20 protein-coding genes are annotated in these 16,459 nt (G+C 39.6%); 9 read left to right on the plus strand and 11 right to left on the minus strand.

From position 1 onward, the window contains the following. Positions 1–43 precede the first annotated feature (43 nt). Positions 44–322, plus strand: coding sequence for a hypothetical protein (locus O2Q26_RS06850; RefSeq protein ID WP_289215184.1), 279 nt, complete (start codon positions 44–46; stop codon positions 320–322). A 51-nt stretch (positions 323–373) separates the two neighbouring features. Here O2Q26_RS06850 and glnA read toward each other — a convergent pair whose 3' ends face one another. Then, entirely contained in the window at positions 374–1,684 is a 1,311-nt protein-coding gene (glnA, locus tag O2Q26_RS06855) for a type I glutamate--ammonia ligase (protein ID WP_289215185.1), read from the minus strand. 256 nt (positions 1,685–1,940) lie between these two features. Here glnA and O2Q26_RS06860 point away from each other — a divergent pair, with 256 nt between their 5' ends. Next, entirely contained in the window at positions 1,941–2,393 is a 453-nt protein-coding gene (locus O2Q26_RS06860; protein WP_289215186.1) for a DUF2188 domain-containing protein, read from the plus strand. 207 nt (positions 2,394–2,600) lie between these two features. Then, a complete protein-coding gene (locus O2Q26_RS06865; RefSeq protein ID WP_289215187.1) occupies positions 2,601–2,795 on the plus strand; it encodes a YwbE family protein in 195 nt (64 codons plus the stop codon). Positions 2,796–3,293: 498 nt separating this feature from the next. Here O2Q26_RS06865 and O2Q26_RS06870 read toward each other — a convergent pair whose 3' ends face one another. The 4 genes from O2Q26_RS06870 to O2Q26_RS06885 all read right to left on the minus strand — a co-directional run bounded on the left by O2Q26_RS06870 (position 3,294) and on the right by O2Q26_RS06885 (position 6,118). Further along, positions 3,294–3,680 carry a hypothetical protein gene (locus tag O2Q26_RS06870; protein WP_289215188.1) on the minus strand — a complete coding sequence of 129 codons (387 nt, stop codon included), beginning with the start codon at positions 3,678–3,680 and terminating at the stop codon, positions 3,294–3,296. A gap of 430 nt (positions 3,681–4,110) precedes the next feature. After that, complete coding sequence (locus tag O2Q26_RS06875) at positions 4,111–5,103, minus strand: acrylyl-CoA reductase family protein (protein ID WP_289215189.1); 993 nt, start codon at positions 5,101–5,103, stop codon at positions 4,111–4,113. Between the two features lie 14 nt (positions 5,104–5,117). Next, the gene (locus O2Q26_RS06880) at positions 5,118–5,327 is read right to left on the minus strand and encodes a hypothetical protein (RefSeq protein WP_289215190.1); all 210 of its coding nucleotides are present in this window, start codon (positions 5,325–5,327) and stop codon (positions 5,118–5,120) included. A 119-nt stretch (positions 5,328–5,446) separates the two neighbouring features. Next, a complete protein-coding gene (locus O2Q26_RS06885; protein ID WP_289215191.1) occupies positions 5,447–6,118 on the minus strand; it encodes a hypothetical protein in 672 nt (223 codons plus the stop codon). A gap of 126 nt (positions 6,119–6,244) precedes the next feature. Here O2Q26_RS06885 and O2Q26_RS06890 point away from each other — a divergent pair, with 126 nt between their 5' ends. Further along, positions 6,245–6,820 (plus strand): M15 family metallopeptidase, encoded by a 576-nt coding sequence (locus tag O2Q26_RS06890; RefSeq protein WP_390216833.1) that lies wholly within the window; start codon positions 6,245–6,247, stop codon positions 6,818–6,820. Positions 6,821–6,853: 33 nt separating this feature from the next. On the opposite strand, the gene O2Q26_RS06895 is transcribed toward O2Q26_RS06890, so the two are convergent. From O2Q26_RS06895 to mreBH, 5 genes are all read right to left on the minus strand, one after another. Continuing rightward, the gene (locus tag O2Q26_RS06895; protein WP_289215192.1) at positions 6,854–7,774 is read right to left on the minus strand and encodes a ketopantoate reductase family protein; all 921 of its coding nucleotides are present in this window, start codon (positions 7,772–7,774) and stop codon (positions 6,854–6,856) included. 23 nt (positions 7,775–7,797) lie between these two features. Continuing rightward, complete coding sequence (locus O2Q26_RS06900; RefSeq protein ID WP_253934140.1) at positions 7,798–8,088, minus strand: DUF1428 domain-containing protein; 291 nt, start codon at positions 8,086–8,088, stop codon at positions 7,798–7,800. Positions 8,089–8,192: 104 nt separating this feature from the next. Further along, a complete protein-coding gene (locus O2Q26_RS06905; protein ID WP_289215194.1) occupies positions 8,193–8,561 on the minus strand; it encodes a DUF1428 family protein in 369 nt (122 codons plus the stop codon). A gap of 17 nt (positions 8,562–8,578) precedes the next feature. Next, the gene (locus O2Q26_RS06910; RefSeq protein ID WP_289215195.1) at positions 8,579–8,872 is read right to left on the minus strand and encodes a hypothetical protein; all 294 of its coding nucleotides are present in this window, start codon (positions 8,870–8,872) and stop codon (positions 8,579–8,581) included. Positions 8,873–9,042: 170 nt separating this feature from the next. Further along, positions 9,043–10,050: a rod-share determining protein MreBH gene (gene mreBH, locus O2Q26_RS06915; protein WP_289215196.1), complete on the minus strand. Its 1,008-nt coding sequence runs from the start codon at positions 10,048–10,050 to the stop codon at positions 9,043–9,045. A 165-nt stretch (positions 10,051–10,215) separates the two neighbouring features. Between mreBH and O2Q26_RS06920 the strand changes: the two genes are divergently transcribed. From O2Q26_RS06920 to O2Q26_RS06940, 5 genes are all read left to right on the plus strand, one after another. Continuing rightward, the gene (locus O2Q26_RS06920; protein ID WP_289215197.1) at positions 10,216–10,962 is read left to right on the plus strand and encodes a YkgJ family cysteine cluster protein; all 747 of its coding nucleotides are present in this window, start codon (positions 10,216–10,218) and stop codon (positions 10,960–10,962) included. Further along, positions 10,952–11,590, plus strand: a complete 639-nt coding sequence (locus O2Q26_RS06925) for an MOSC domain-containing protein (RefSeq protein ID WP_289215198.1) — start codon at positions 10,952–10,954, stop codon at positions 11,588–11,590. The genes O2Q26_RS06920 and O2Q26_RS06925 overlap by 11 nt, the downstream gene beginning before the upstream one ends. 18 nt (positions 11,591–11,608) lie before the next feature. Further along, the gene (locus O2Q26_RS06930; protein WP_289215199.1) at positions 11,609–11,980 is read left to right on the plus strand and encodes a DnaJ family domain-containing protein; all 372 of its coding nucleotides are present in this window, start codon (positions 11,609–11,611) and stop codon (positions 11,978–11,980) included. A gap of 25 nt (positions 11,981–12,005) precedes the next feature. Further along, positions 12,006–12,671, plus strand: a complete 666-nt coding sequence (locus O2Q26_RS06935; RefSeq protein ID WP_289215200.1) for an SOS response-associated peptidase — start codon at positions 12,006–12,008, stop codon at positions 12,669–12,671. A 263-nt stretch (positions 12,672–12,934) separates the two neighbouring features. Beyond that, the gene (locus tag O2Q26_RS06940; RefSeq protein ID WP_289215201.1) at positions 12,935–14,770 is read left to right on the plus strand and encodes a putative bifunctional diguanylate cyclase/phosphodiesterase; all 1,836 of its coding nucleotides are present in this window, start codon (positions 12,935–12,937) and stop codon (positions 14,768–14,770) included. A 21-nt stretch (positions 14,771–14,791) separates the two neighbouring features. Here O2Q26_RS06940 and O2Q26_RS06945 read toward each other — a convergent pair whose 3' ends face one another. After that, positions 14,792–16,171 carry an alanine/glycine:cation symporter family protein gene (locus tag O2Q26_RS06945; protein ID WP_289215202.1) on the minus strand — a complete coding sequence of 460 codons (1,380 nt, stop codon included), beginning with the start codon at positions 16,169–16,171 and terminating at the stop codon, positions 14,792–14,794. Positions 16,172–16,459: the final 288 nt, after the last annotated feature.

Below are 16,459 nucleotides of genomic sequence, written 5' to 3' on the forward strand. Positions count from 1 at the left end.
TTCAGATGAAAAGTTAGTTAAGTTGGAAAAGGAGCGCCAGGAAGTGATAGAGGATAATGCTGCCTTAAAGGAAAAGAATAAAAAACTTAGAGCTGATCTGCAGAAACTATTAGAGGCAGAAAAACCTATAGTCGCAAATACAGACGGTGATGAACTTCTTTATCAATTGGAAAAGCAAGTGAAAGAGTTGTTAGGTCAATCTTTTGATTACGAAGAGGAAATGGATTCAAAACTCGTTATTATGACCGCTCTGGAAAGTAAAATGGAGGAATTGAATGCTGAAATAGAGGAAATTGAAAATGAAGTAAAAAAAGAGGAATAATATAGAAATCCCCCTTTCTCCTGCAATATATACAGGAAAAAGGGGAGAAGCTTATTTACTCATATAGTGATCTAATTCCCATTGGCTGACTTGCAGGGAATACGTCGTCCATTCTTCTTCTTTCTCTTCAATATATACTCTTGAAGTGTGCTCTCCAAGGGCATCCATAAGAACTTTGTCTTTCTTAAGAGCAGATAGAGCTTCCTTAAGGTTTGTTGGTAGTGTAGGAACACTGTCGTCAGTAACTTCATATAAGTTACGTGATTCAGCTTCACCTGGATCCATCTTGTTGCGGATTCCTTCAAGTCCAGCTTGAATTAGAACGGCAAGAGCTAAATAAGGGTTAGCTGTTGGGTCAGGGTTACGTACTTCAAAGCGTGTACCCAAACCACGAGTAGTCGGTACGCGAATCATACAGCTTCGGTTTGAGTGAGACCAAGCTCTGCTTACAGGAGCTTCATATCCTGGTACAAGACGCTTGTAAGAGTTGACGTTAGGGTTTGTAATAGCTGCGATTCCGTTGGCATGGTGAAGGATTCCCGCCATGAAATGTTTCATCGTTTGAGAAATCTCATCCTCTGTACCGTTGTCATAAAATGCGCTATCCCCATCTTGGAATAAGGAAAGGTGGCAGTGCATACCTGAACCATTATCCGCAGTTACCGGTTTAGGCATGAACGTCGCATGGTATTCATGGTTCGTTGCAACATCTTTAACTACGTTTTTGAACGTTTGGATGTTATCAGCGGTTTTCAGCATTTCATCAAAGCGGAAATTGATCTCGTGCTGCCCTTTAGCTACTTCGTGGTGAGAAGCTTCCATTTCAAATCCAATCTTTTTAAGTGTACGTACGATATCACGACGTACATTGTCGCCTTTATCTTTTGGAGAGGCATCGAAATACCCTGCTCGGTCATTCATTTTTCTGACAGGATAGCCTTCATCATTAAGTTTGAATAAGAAGAATTCTGGTTCAGGTCCAACATTAACAGTATATCCAAGGTCATGAGCTTCTTTCATGGCTCTTTTCAGAATATAACGCGGGTCACCTTCGAAAGGCTCGCCATCTGGAGTGTAAATGTCACAAATAAATCGGGCTATAGGATCTTCGTCCATCTCCTGAGGTAAAATAAGGAATGTATCTGGATCGGGGTAAAGATACATGTCACTTTCTTGAATATCTGAAAATCCTGAGATAGAGGAACTGTCAAACATAGCTTCGTTTTCTAGAACTGTTTCTAGTTCTTCAATAGGTAGTTCTACGTTTTTTGTGTCTCCTAGCATGTCTGTGAATTCTAAGCGAATGAATTCAACTTTTTCTTCATTTACAACTTGCTTGATTGACTCCTTCGTATAAGCCATAATTATTTACCCTCACCTTTTCTTTATTTTTGAGATTTTAGTACAAAATGAATTATCTGAAATCTCTAAATTATCTCATGTTAGGAATTCTAACATAAAATGTCGTTGATTTCTAACAATCTCTTAAATTTTTCCCTAAAAAAAATATTTAAAACTAATTAATGTTGAAAAATTAACATTTTTGACGAATGAAATTGGTTTAAATTGCAGTCTATAGAGGTAAATGATGAAAAATAAGTTTAAGGAGTGTTTTTTTATGCCTTGGGATACGAATGATTACCCTAGCTCTTTGAAAAATCTGGATGAGACGGTTCGTAAAAAAGCTATAGAAATCGCTAATGCTATGATAGGTGAAGGGTACGATGAAGGACGGGCTATACCGATCGCTACTGAGCAGGCTAAAGAATGGTATGACAGTGCGAGCAAAAGTGAAATCGACCAAGTGAGGAATATGTCGGATAATAGTTTACGAAGCACCGATGGAGATTCGAGTTCAACTAGACCTGAATTGTTAGATAAAGGTGAACATGTTGTATCGCATGAAGATGGATGGGCTGTACAGGCAGAAGATGCAAAAAGAGCGTCTTACGTATTTAAGAATAAACAGGATGCTGTAGAAAGAGCCAAGGAAATCGCTAAAAATAAAGGGACGAAAGCGATCATTCATAAAAAAGATGGAACGATCCAAAACCAGACCTCATATGAATGAAACGATATTAATTGATGCCCGTGGTTTGGGTATCTTTTTTTATGATAGTTGTACCAAATAATATTATGGATATTTCTATGTTTTAATCAGCGTTATGTTTTAATGTAGCTTTTATGAAAGGTTCTACGATGTTTATTTATAAAAGTTCACACATATCAATTTGTGGACATGATATGATGGCTATAATAGAAAGTAGGAGGATACATGATGAGCGGAGAGAACAGAAAAGATATCAAACCGGGATTGGAAGTTGATATCGTATTGAAGAAAGATCAGAGAAGCGGACAGTTAACCCGAGGAGTTGTTAAAGATTTATTGACTAAATCTCCCACCCATCCCCACGGGATTAAAGTTCGTTTAGAGGATGGCCAGGTAGGGAGAGTCAAAAACATCCATTCATAATAAGTAGTTCACCTGAATTTCAGGAACGATATAAATAAAATAACAGAAAAAATCGAGTAGGAAACCTTAAAGGTTTTCTGCTCGATTTTTTTATGGGAGGATTCGATTATGTATTGTTATTGGATTTGTCTAAAGGGGGTGGAAGAGAAATTTTATGTGAACTTTTAAAGAGTAGCAAAGTGTTTACTGTTCTGTTAACTGTCAGGGGCGGAAGACTTGGTTTCGAGATAATGGGTGAGTGGGGTAGGGCGGCGGGGAATGGCTCGCTTTCGGTGGGAGCGCGGTGAGCTTCCTCGGACGTCCCGTCCTGCGAGATCTCACCAAGCACTCCGTTTTCTAAAGCCACCATATCCCCATACATAAGTCTCGAAACTGAGTCTTCGATTAAAGAGAGCTTTAATCGAATAAACTAAATACTAAAAAAGCTTAGAGTCACATAGGATCTCCAAGCTTTTTTAGTGTTCTTAGGTCGGTATTAATATTTAATGCAAGGGCTCTTTAACGATTTTTGAATGTTTCATAAGGCATTTCTATAGTGATGAAATCTCCGTCTTCATCTTTAGTGACAGAAACGATGGAGTAGTCGTGCCCGAAAATATTGTAAAGTACCTGATCCCCATTTTTGAAAGGTTCATCACCTGCAGTGAATCCTTTATCAAGAAGCTCCATATTCTGTTCATTCGTAAGAACACTATTTTCCTTTAAGTTGATTAACAGGCGAACTGTTGTTGTATTATAAGAATCTTCAATCTTATCGAAACCAAGTTCCACTTGTAAATGCTCTTTCAAATTCCCAAGCATGAGTTGAACCATTTCTTTAATTTCACTCAGATCAATGAGGAATCTGACATCTGTAGGTTCAATTTTCTTTAAATAGTCCGTCAATGGAAGACCTCCTTAAGAGTACTTTCACTCATCGTATCATGGATTAAAATGGAAAAGCGAGCCAGACCGTCGTCTGACCCGCTTGAATAGATTTTATTCGGATTAATGAATTTTTCTTTCGTTGATTACTTGCAAGAACATGCAAGGGGGAAAGAACCCATATTGCCGCGGTTCGTTCTACATGGTAGTTTTTATCAACTTAAACGACGCAATCCCTACCTCTATTGCATCCTTACAGCTCCGAAGCTGATCCAGTGTGATTAAGTCGTGATAAAACGTAGCAGAATGCCAGTCTCATACACATCACTCTTTCATTTCCGATTTACCTTTAGCGAAGGCACTAATATAAAACTATAACCTATAGATAAGTTTATGTCAACATGTATTGGCTGCTGCTTATAAAGTTTTAATTAAATTAAGCGATACTGTACTATAGCTTTACTATAGTACGCCCGCGTGTTTCACCATGTAGAATAGCTTCCAACGTACTTGGTACTTCTTCCAGATTGATGACCGATTTCAATTGGTCGAAGGAATGAGTAGTTTTCATATCGTTAGCTAATCGATGCCAGATTTTCTTTCTTTTCTCCATTGGGCAATAGACGGAGTCAATACCAATAAGGCTAGTACCCCGTAAAATGAAAGGATAAACTTCTGTTGGAATTTTTGTTCCTCCTGTCAATCCACTTACGGCTACCGAACCGTTGTACTGTAAATGACTGATAATAGAAGCTAATTGTTCGCCCCCAACTGGATCAACGGCTGCTGCCCAGCGTTCACTTGCAATCGGTTTAAGCTTTCCATCATACACATCTTCACGTGTAAGGACTTTTTCAGCTCCTAATTCTTTTAAGTACTCCGTGTGTTCAAGACTTCCTGTGCTTGCTTCTACGTTATAACCTCTTTTAGCGAGCAAGGCTATAGCCATACTGCCTACACCACCTGTAGCTCCGGTGACTAATACAGGACCGTTTTCCGACTTAAGTCCTGACTGCTCCAGCTCATGTACTGACAGGGCAGCTGTGAATCCGGCAGTTCCATAGATCATAGCTTCCTCAAGGGTCAAACCTTCAGGGAGGGGGACAACCCATTCTGCTGGAACACTTGCATACTCACTGTAACCTCCATGATGGTTTACTCCGATTTCATAGCTAGTGGCAATTACCTTGTCTCCCTTTTTAAAACGAGGATCGTTTGATTCTTCAACTTCTCCTGAAAGATCAATTCCAGGGATTATTGGATATTTTTTCACTAGTGGATTATTTGGTGTGGAAACCATCCCGTCTTTGTAGTTGACGCTGGAGTAATGAACTTTAATGAATATTTCGCTGTCGGGCAGTTCTTTTTTTGCGATATTCTCAATTTTTCCTTCTACATCCCCGTTTTCCAATTGGGCGATTTGATAAGCTTGGAACTTAGACATTGTGAGCACTCCTATTATTTATTAGACTTTTTATTTTTTAAATCTTCATCATATTTTTCTTCTGTAGAGGAGTCATTTTTGGAGGTGCGGCCTCTTTCTACTTCTTTTTCTTCTTTCCTCATATCTTGATCAGGCACGGGGTCCTCAGGTCTTTTTTCTTCTTCTTTGAGCTTTTTTTCTATTTCTTCTGTGCTGTAATTCGCTTTGTTTTTTTTGTCTGTCATACAAACACCTCCATAATAGATATAAACCGTGTTCCTTTTTCTGGATCATTTTAAACAGTTTAGATTTAATTTTTAAGCGGGGAATTTTAAAAAACCTCTGCTTGTGAGCAGAGGTTTAATTACGATTCATTATTATGATATTTTTTATCTTTCGTTTCGCCTTTCCACTTACTGATCAAATTTTTAATGAATGATATTTCCATTATAAAATTAATAGCAATACTTAGGATCAGGCCATGTAATATAACTCCCAAAATGGTGAAAACAACTACAATGACGTGCCCAATAATGGTTTCTGGTTCAAAGCCTGCCCTTCCGAAAAATGTAAGAGCTCTCAGAGAGTGCCATAAAGTCTCAGAGTAACTGTTCAGATTGTCTTCTATATTCTTCATAGGAATGATTAAAATGAAAATGATGATGGCAGTAAGACCCATGACGTAGGATAAGTGCTGTCTTTTCAGAAATTTTATAAACGGCATCGTATAATATTTGGTAATAGATTTCAACCTTAGTAAGTGCAGGATTCTTGCAAATCTGGCGAATTGGAAAATAGCATCTAAAGGAATCGCAGCTATTACTATGAAAGGGTTTTTCTTTATAAAATCCCATTTTTTAGAGGATTTATAAAACCTGTATATGAAATCAACGAAAAAGATACTCCACGTTCCCCAGACTATATAACTATCATATTCATTTTGCTGCCAAATTGTAGCTACTGAAAATGCGGCCAGTCCGAGCATCAGGAGTTCATAGATTACTTGTTTTGTACTTTTGTCAGCAAATACAGCCATTTCTATTCCTCCTGATTTAAAAAAGGTAAAACTATTATATCATTGATATCCGAATATCGAATCCTGTTGAAAATTATCTCATGTGATAAAATTAGCATACTATAAAAATTAAAAGGAGCGTGCAGGGTGAGGAATTTTTTCAATCGGACGGTATGGTTTTTGTTCATTACTACAGCAGGCGGCACGCTTTTATATACATTAATAGAAATCCAGGATAGACGGGCTAATACTTATTATGTAGAGGAGGGAGAGGTCCCTTCTGACCTTCATCCTACTGTAGAACGAAAGAAGAATCAGCTGATCGATGAAGCGGAAATTATTGGGATAGAAGTGGTCATTACGGAAGAAGTGCGTTCGATAGAAGAGCAAGAAGAAATTTATGAACAAGGAAGGTCAACAGAAGGTGAAGTGGTGACGAATGCGGATGGGGGAGAATCCTACCACAATTATGGCCTCGCCATAGATTTTGCTTTAATGAATGGGGAGGGAACAATCGTGTGGGATATGGAGCGTGATGGGAATGACAACGGGGAAGCAGATTGGATGGAAGTCGTCGATATAGCTAAAGGACTGGGGTTTGATTGGGGTGGGGATTGGCGGTCTTTTAAAGATTATCCTCATTTTCAAATGGATTTTGGGCTGAGTATAAAAGAATTAAAGAATGGGAAAAGACCAAAAGCAGAGCCAATCAGTGAATCATAGAAAAGCCAGTTGACTTCAAGTCAACTGGCTTTATTAAATTTCCCCATTTTCAAATGGTTTGATCATAGCATGAATCGTCTGAATATAAGGGAGGGCAATATCGCGGTCGTCTCCTAGACGAAGGGCTCCTCCATGCAGGTGTTCCACTTCAAGAGGAAGTCCTTTCCTTCGGTCTTGATGCATAGAAGAGGTCATTTCGTGATCAAGGCCTTTGAGACGTTCAAATGCATTTTCGACTTGTTCCTGAGTTATTTCAATCTCATGAGCGTTTGCCAGTGATTTCATCTCTTCCAGCACTCGTTTGGCTATTCCTAACGTTTGAGGAGTCTTTTTCACATCGCCAATCGATAGGTTTGTAGACGTAGTGATCCCTGAGAAAGCCGTGATGAACATGTACTTACTCCACATATCTTCTAAAATATGAGGGCTTTGTCTGCTGCTCATGTTCGCTTGATTACAAGCGAGGCTTAGCTCTTCGCAGAGACTTTGCTGAGAGGGGTGCAGCGGTCCGAATACGAGGTCGTGAAATGGACTAGAATGAATAACGTGACCTTTGTCATCTAATGTGGCAATAATATAAGCTAGACCGCCTATGACAGCTTCCTCTCCAAGCTCTTTTTGCAGGGTAGGTAAATGCTCTATCCCATTTAGAACTGGAAAGATCTTTGCCCCCCGTTGTACGAGCTGCTTCAGCCACTCAATCGTTCCATGAAGATGATAGCCTTTAACAGATAAGAAGACTAAATCTGCTCCCTCTACTTCTTCGGGATCCTGTGCTATTTGTACATCAGGTACTTGATAATCCCCCAATTCGCTATATATAGTCAAGCCGTTATCTTTTAATTGTTCAGCTCGTCCTTCACGAACCAGGTAGACTACTTCATGGCCTGCTTCCTGCCAGCGCGCACCATAGTAAGCGCCTAATGCACCTGCTCCTAATACTACTATTTTCATGTAACATTCCTCCTGCGAAGAAATTAAACTAACTTGAACTTAGAAGTTATTACTTTATTCATCTCTACAATGTCTTTAATGTGATCGTTCAAATAGTGAATCATATCATTCGATCCTGTCTTTTTCATCACTTCATAATAGTGGTCTTCGTCTTTATACACAGATTGACCAAGTATTAAATCTTCATCCTCTTCTAACTCGAATAGGTTAAGGATTCCCATAGACCCTTGTTCACCTGTAAGTTCGTTCGGTAAGTATACTGTGTGTTCAAGGGTACCGTGAGATAATAGAATATCACCAGTTTTATTAGCCATCTTAACGAATCTCTGGGCACGATCTTTTTTCACTCGGAAAAAACAGATAATAGTAAATATGGCGATACACCCTCCTTTTTTGTGGACTGTATTATAAATCAGCCTTACACTTCCGACTCAGCATCATAAAAAGTGGAGGTGATGAGTGAAGTAATGTCAATAAATTCGGCAAGTTGTTCATATAAGTGCTTGAGCAAGTCGTCTTGTTTCATACCTTCCATAGCTTGTGTATAGTCTTCTTTGGATGGAAAAATCACTTTTCCTAGAAAAACCACTTCTCCATCCTGCAGCTCAAAGAGGTTCAGAAGCCCCATAGAGCCGTGCCTTCCTGTGAGTGCATCTTCCTGATACAAAAAAGGTTCCCCGCCGTAAGAACGAATGAGCGGTTTTGCTTTTTGAGCTAGTTTGGTGAAGCGGTGTAAATCGTCTTTATGAACTCGAACTATATATAGTGAAACAAATATAATAATCACCCCGTTTAAGTAGAATATTAATTCTTTGTTTCAATTGCTGCATCGATTAGTAAGACGAGGGCTGTAATTGTATGCATAATCCAGCCGATAATGGGGATAGCCCCAATAAAGCTCGTAATCATCCCTAAAATACTGCCTGCGCTGAATTTCGAATCTTTAATGGATAAAATCAAGGTTATGGTATGGAGGGCGAACATGAACAGCAAAGGAGTCCATGACATGCTGACAATAAAAGTTCCTCCAGCTAGAGGAATAGCAAGCAATCCCTCTAAAACTCCTGATATCCATTTTAAAAGAGTGGTCCTATTCATATTTATATCATAACTCCTTTAAATTGTATTTGGCTTACATATTTATATATTCGCCATCTTATTCTAAAAACCCTCTAATTTCAACATAGCAAAAAAGACTAACCATACTTGGATAGCCTTTCTTACTTGGATATTATTAGATTGACGGTCTCATGTCTACTAATGTGAGTTTATTTTGCGGCTTTTTCAAGCTTTTGAATCATCTTAATAGAGCGTCCAGTTCCGATTGCTACTGATTCCAGAGGACTTGGTGCCATATGGACAGGAACGAAAATTTCCTGGGATAACCACTCCTGCATCCCTTTCAAAAGGGCTCCGCCTCCTGTAAGAATTACCCCGTGGTCGACGATATCCCCGCTTAATTCCGGCGGGCAGTCTTCTAAAGTAGCTCTGATAGTTTCGAGTAATTGCTCAAGTGACTCTTTTAGGGCCGACTGGATTTCGGTGGAAGAAAGCTCGATTGTTTTAGGGAGACCTGTTACCATATCTCTTCCGCGAACATCCATTTTTTCTTCAGGATGTTCTACCAAGGCATGACCGATTTCCATTTTGATTTGTTCCGCTGTTCGTTCACCAATCAATACGTTATAAGATTTACGGACATATTGGATGATTTCTTCATCCATAACATCTCCACCCATACGGATCGAACGGCAAGATACAACTCCGCCAAATGAGATGATAGCCACTTCACTTGTACCGCCGCCGATATCAATGATGACGTTAGCTACAGGCTCATCTACAGGAAGGTCTGCCCCTATGGCAGCGGCGATCGGCTCTTCAATCAAGTGTACTTGTTTAGCGCCATAACTTTTTACGGCATTGTGGATAGCACGTCGTTCAACAGAGGTAGAGCCTGATGGCGTACAGATGACTACGGTTGGTTTACGCATGGATACACCGGACTTGCTGCTGACTTTTTTCATAAGTTCCTTCAGCATTTGAGCCGTCATATCATAATCTGCGATAACTCCATCTCGCAGCGGTCTTACAGGAATGATATTCCTCGGTGTCTTACCTATCATTTCCTTCGCTTCTTTTCCTACGGCAACAACACTTTTAGTTTCTGTGTTATAAGCAACAACAGATGGCTCATTTAAAAGAATTCCCTTAGACTTTGAATATATAAGTATATTAGCTGTACCTAAATCTATTCCTATCTCTGCAGTTGAAAACATGTAGCGTACCTCCAAATTTATGACAGATTCTCATATAAGTTTCTTGAACTATCGTTTTTTTGTGGGGGTCGAACCAAAAATAATTATTTGGTGCTGTGAACTGGTGGTCGATCATGCCCCCACGCGTGTATACTATGGATAACAGAAGCAAAGGAGTTTTTACAGATGGAACGGTATTTAAAACACCAAGAAATCATTGAAAAATCAACCAAAATCAATCAATCCTATGAACTGGACCCGCGTTTTTTTGACGATATAGTTGACGAGTTATTAAATAGTGAACTAGATACGGAGGACGTGATACTGAACGGGTTTCAAAGACTGCTTTCAGAAGTGGACCAGGAAATCGGCAGAATGGAGCAGTTTTCAAATATGGAAGCTAGCTGCTTCAAAGGGTGTGCCTTCTGTTGTTATTTTCCTATAATTACTAGTGAAATGGAAGCGAAGATGTTGTTTCAGTCTATAAAAAATTTCCCCCAAAAAAGAAAGCAGGCCATTTATGACCATTGGGACAGATACTTCAAAGACCAAAAAAATAAATTAAAACAAGCATTATCTATGGATTATACGGACGAATCAACGAAACTTGATTACAAGAAGCTGAATATGCCTTGTCCGATGCTCGATCCAACCACACAAGCCTGTATGGCGTATGAGGTCCGCCCGATTCCCTGCAGAACGTATTTGAATTATTCCGATCCTCAAGTTTGTGCAGAAAATCATCTTCCAAAAGAACCATTCAGCTATGAATTTCTTTATGATTACTATTTTGGAGCCGTAAATGAACTTGTGCAAGTGTTGTATGAAAATGGAGAAGAATTATTTATAGACTATCCAAGTGATGCCTGGAGCTATGATTATTTGCCCGCCTGGGTTCAAAAGTGGAGAGAGGGGACGCTGCATGAAGTATAAACTTGTATCTTTAAATGTGGGGAGACCTGAACGGTATGATACTGATAAAGGAGAGCTTACGAGCGCTTATCGGAAAAAGCCGGTCTTTGAACCAGTTTATTTGAACGAGTTGAATTTTACTGGAGACGAACAAGCAGATAAAGAGAATCATGGCGGGGTAGATCAGGCTGTCTGTCTATATCCTGCACAGCACTATAAGTATTTTGAAAAAGAGTACGACAAGAGGTTTCCATTTCCTTCTTTTGGAGAAAATATAACAGTAGAAGGTATTGATGAGCGGACAACGAATATAGGGGATATATTTACTATTGGTGAAGCTGAGCTTCAAGTAACCAAGCCGAGGAAACCTTGCTATATCATAGCTCGCACTCATGGCATCGAAGGTTTTCCTAAACTAGTTAAGGAAACGGGTTTTACAGGATTTTACCTAAGAGTACTGCGCGAAGGTTTTATTCAGGCTGGTGATCAATTCATTTTGAAATCGTCTGGACCTGAGGGTGTCACAATAGCAGACGTCAATGACGTTCTCTATAATGATCCGATGAATCAAGAAAAGATCAATAGGATTCTGCAAGTAAAAGCTTTCCCTTTAGAAGATCGTCTTGCCTTTAAACGACGTTTACTCTAAATGAGAGGATGGGGACTTATGGATTTAAGTCATTTAGTTGAAGAAAAGATTAAACAGTCCATTAAGCAAGGGGATTTTGACCATTTACCAGGGAAAGGTAAGCCGCTTCCTAAAGATGATCTAGCTTATGTGCCAGACGACTTACGCAATAGTTATCGCATTTTAAAAAATGCTAATATGCTTCCGGAAGAAATGCAGCTAAAAAAAGAAATTGTACAATTAGAGGAATTAATAACAGAGAGCGAAGAGTGTGAAGAAGCTTCAAGGTGGAATGTTCAGCTTACTGAAAAGAAGTTGAGGTACAACATGTTGATGGAAAAGAGGAAGCTTCAGAGTTCTCAAGCTTTTCGCCAGTATAGCAGCAAGATCGAACGTAAATTTGGATGGTGAATAACGCTTGCGGGAGGTTTTATAGATGTGTGGAAGGTTTACACTTGCCGTTGATGAGAAGGATATCAGGAATGAATTCGAACTGAATTCCCCTATCCCAGAATTCGAACAAAGGTACAATATTGCTCCAGGTCAAAAAGTATTGGCGATTATAAACGATGGAGAGAAGAATCGTGCGGGCTATATGTACTGGGGGCTTGTTCCATCATGGGCCAAAGATCCCAAAATTGGCTATAAGATGATCAATGCCCGAAGTGAAACAGCTCACGAAAAAACTAGTTTTAAAAACCTGATGGCCAAAAAGCGTTGCTTGATCATTGCAGATAGTTTTTATGAATGGAAACGTAAAGATAAAATAAAACAGCCTTATAGAATTAAGCCCACAGATAGAAAGCTATTCGCTTTTGCGGGATTATGGGACCAATGGAAAACTCAGGAGGAGGAACGTTTCACGTGTACGATTTTAACTAGGGAGGCCAATGCCTTCATGGAAAGTATCCATGATCGGATGCCCGTCATCCTTCCGAAAAGTCGTCAATCTGAGTGGATCGCGCCTTCAACATTAAAGCCATACTATGCCCATGATTTTATAAATGAACTGACGATGGAAGAACTAGAAGCAAATGAAGTAAGCACGTACGTAAACTCTGTAAAAAACGAAGGCCCGGAATGTATCCGAACTCTAAGTTGAGTTATTCACTATATAGCAGGGGATGGATTCTGAGGTAATGGGTGTCCTAACATAAACTAAGGGAACCTGGTAAATAACTTGTTTACCTTTGCTAGACCTTGCAGGATCCCTGCTCTATCGTGCAGTGCTTTCAAGCTCCAATCGACTCCGTACAGGTGAAATAAGGCTGTGATAGTAGTTTGCTGGCTGGTGTAAATTGTAGAACTAAGTTTTTTTATCATGTATAATTACAAAAAAGTCGTATGTAATCGGAGGCTGTTTTCATGTCTGAATTCGATCCTGTGCATCATTCCTCAGAATATAATAATTTGTATGACTCCTTACTACAATTCTCCTCAGATCCCTCTTATAGAAGAGCTTTACAGAGATTCAATGATTACAAGTTAGAAGAAATAAAGAAATTGGATCAATTGACAGCTGACTACTCAAGGACGATCGATGCCTTGGTGAACCTTGTTTTTAAAGTGCGATATGATAAAGAGAGTAATGAGTATTATTATCCCTTGTTTGAAGGTAAGCTTGCTCATGAAATAGGGCTGACCACCCGGTATGTCGCAAACAAATCATTGAAGGAGTTGTTCGGACATAATCAGTCTCTTTTCTATGCAAGTCAATATGAAAAAGCTTTCTCAGGGAAATCTTTATCATATAAACACCGCTATAAAGGAAGGTTCTTTTATACGACACTTTCTCCGATCAGTGAAAAAGGGGAAGTCAAAGAAATTATCGGAAGTACTGTGGAAATCACAATGTATGAAAAAGCTGAAACAACGATCAGGCATATGGCTTATCACGATCCATTAACCGATTTACCGAACCTGCGCAAATTACACGCAGACTTGGAGAATTTAATCGAAAATTCTTCTGAGCATCATCCGGTCACTGTCATGTACTGTGATTTGGATCGGTTCAAATACGTAAACGATGCACTCGGGTACGTAACAGGTGATCAAGTCATCCAGAAAATCTCTGAACGTCTAAAAGACTGTCTGGAACCTAATATTGAACTTTATAGGCTCACAGGTGATGAATTCATCTTCATCATCCAGGGGGAATTGTCTCTTTCTAGAATCATGGAATTTGGTCACAAGATTCTCGAACGGGCAAGACCTCCCATATACTTGAAAGAAAAAGAAATTTTTCTGACGCTCAGTATAGGTGTCTCCACCTCTGGGAAAGGGAGTCAAACTTCTCAAAAAATCTTGGGACAAGCGGATATAGCTAAGCAATATTGTAAAGTTCGCGGAAGAGATCATGTGCTTTTGTATTCAGATGATATGAATCAGTCTTACAATCACCTGCTTTCTTTAGAAAGTTCTTTACGAAAAGCTATTTTAAATAACGAACTAACACTTCATTACCAACCAAAAGTGGACGTTAGGACTGGTGGGATCAACGGCATTGAGGCGTTGGTCAGATGGAATCATGCAGAAAATGGATGGATCTCCCCAGGAGAATTCATCCCCCTGGCTGAAGAAGCTGGAATGATTTCTCAGATAGACGAGTGGGTGATGGGTGAAGCGTGCCGTCAAACTAAAGAATGGCTGAAACAAGGTTTTGCTGCAGAGAGAGTTGCGGTCAATGTATCAGCTACTGAAATCCAGCAAGAGAATTATTCAAATAAAGTTAAAAAGGTTCTCGAACAAAATAAACTGCCTTCATCTTATTTAGAAATCGAAGTTACAGAAAATAGTGTAATGCAAAATTCTACTGAATGTATCCGTACGATGCAGGAATTGAAAAGCATGGGAGTCACGCTTTCTATAGATGATTTCGGAACAGGCTACTCTTCCCTCAGTTATTTAAGACAGTTTCCGATTCATAACTTAAAAATTGATCAAACATTTATAAAAAGTGTAAAAACAGGCCCCAGTGATGCCGAAATTGTCAAGGCCATCATCCAAATGGCGGATGCATTTAAACTCGGTGTTGTAGCTGAAGGGGTAGAATGTGAAAATGTGCTCGCTTTTTTAAGGGAGAATCAATGTGAATCCTACCAAGGCTACTATTTCAGCAAACCTCTTCCACCGAATGAAATAAAGGAATTCCTTTCAAAAAGTACAAAATACAGACATAATAAAAACCCGAACCTTCACTGAAGGGTTCGGGTTTAGTTAAGATCAACTGTTGTAACGTGCTCTTTTTTCTTCCTCTTTTTCTTGCTTCGCTACTTTCAAAAACTTATTCGTCTCAGCAGCTACTACACCAGATAGAAGCAGAAGACCAATCAAGTTTGGAAAGGCCATAAGACCGTTCATGACGTCAGCGAATAACCAAACAGTGTCAAGCTGGGCAACGGCTCCAACGAGCACGAATAAAACGAAAATCGCCTTATAAAAAGGAATGCCTCGGTCTCCGGTTAAGTAACCGAAACACTTCTCCCCATAATAGGACCAGCCGACAATTGTAGAGAAGGCGAAGAATATAACTCCTATTGTAACGATATACATCCCTAAATCACCAAGGAATACTTGGAAAGCGCTAGTCGTCAGATCAGCTCCGTCCAACTCGCCATTTCCGTATTGACCAGCCATGACAATAGTAAGCCCTGTCATCGTACATACAATAATTGTATCAATAAAAACCTGGGTCATTGAAACAAGTGCCTGTCTGCCAGGGTAGTCAGTTCGCGCTGCAGCGGCTGCAATAGGTGCAGAACCCAAACCGGCCTCATTCGAGAAGACCCCTCGTGCTACACCGAAGCGAATAACAGTACCGAGAATTCCTCCACCGACAGCTTCACCTGTAAAGGCATCTGTAAATATAATTCCAAAAGCTTCAGGTACTAAATCAAAATTCAAGAAAATAATAATGAGTGCTCCAAGAACATAAAAAACGGCCATGATAGGTACAAAAAATGCGGTAACCTTTCCGATTCCTTTAATCCCGCCTAAAATGACGAGCGCCGCAAAGATAGTTAAGAGTATCCCTGTAATCCATGGGTTAACACTAAAAGTTGAGTCCATAACGTCCGATACCGTATTGGACTGGACCATATTACCTATTCCGAAAGCTGCGAATGCACCGAATAATGCAAATAGAACAGCGAGCCATTTCTGTTTGAGTCCTCTTTCGAGATAATACATCGGTCCGCCAGACATTTTGCCATCTTTCCCGGTTACACGGTATTTTACTGCTAAGATTGCTTCGGCGTATTTGGTGGCCATTCCGAAAATAGCAGTAATCCACATCCAGAATACAGCACCAGGTCCCCCAAGAACGACGGCTGTCGCGACCCCGGCAATATTACCAGTCCCGATTGTTGCTGCTAGTGCAGTCGTCAACGCCTGGTAATGTGAGATGTCTCCTTCTTCTTTTTTCTGTGTTTTTCCAGGCTTAAATGCAAGTTTCAAAGCGTAAGGTAAAGTTTTGAACTGCAGGAAGCTCAGTCTTAAGGTTAAGTATACGCCGGTACCTACTAGTAAAATCAGCAGTACTGGCCCCCATACAAATGAACTGGCTGAGCTTAAGAAGTTTTGTATAACACCTAGTTCTCCCATAAAATCCCCCTCTTTTTTTAGCTCTGTAAAACTTAGTGTTTATTCATCGGATGTAATTTTCTGACCCCATTACCATGTAGAAAGAAACAGATCAATTACTGCAGCTTTTTTCATTTTTTAATAGCATGCTGAATGAGGTTGAACCTAAACATCGATAGAAATATTAACAATCTCATTTAACAGAGCCGAATTCAATAATATGAATATATATAAAATATTCCGAAAATTATATGTAATTGTCAAGCTAATTTACAAATATAGTTGTAAAACGTCGGTTTAACAACTAGA

It is taken from the genome of Halobacillus campisalis (assembly GCF_030345335.1).
Taxonomy (GTDB): Bacteria; Bacillota; Bacilli; order Bacillales; family Halobacillaceae; genus Halobacillus_A; species Halobacillus_A campisalis.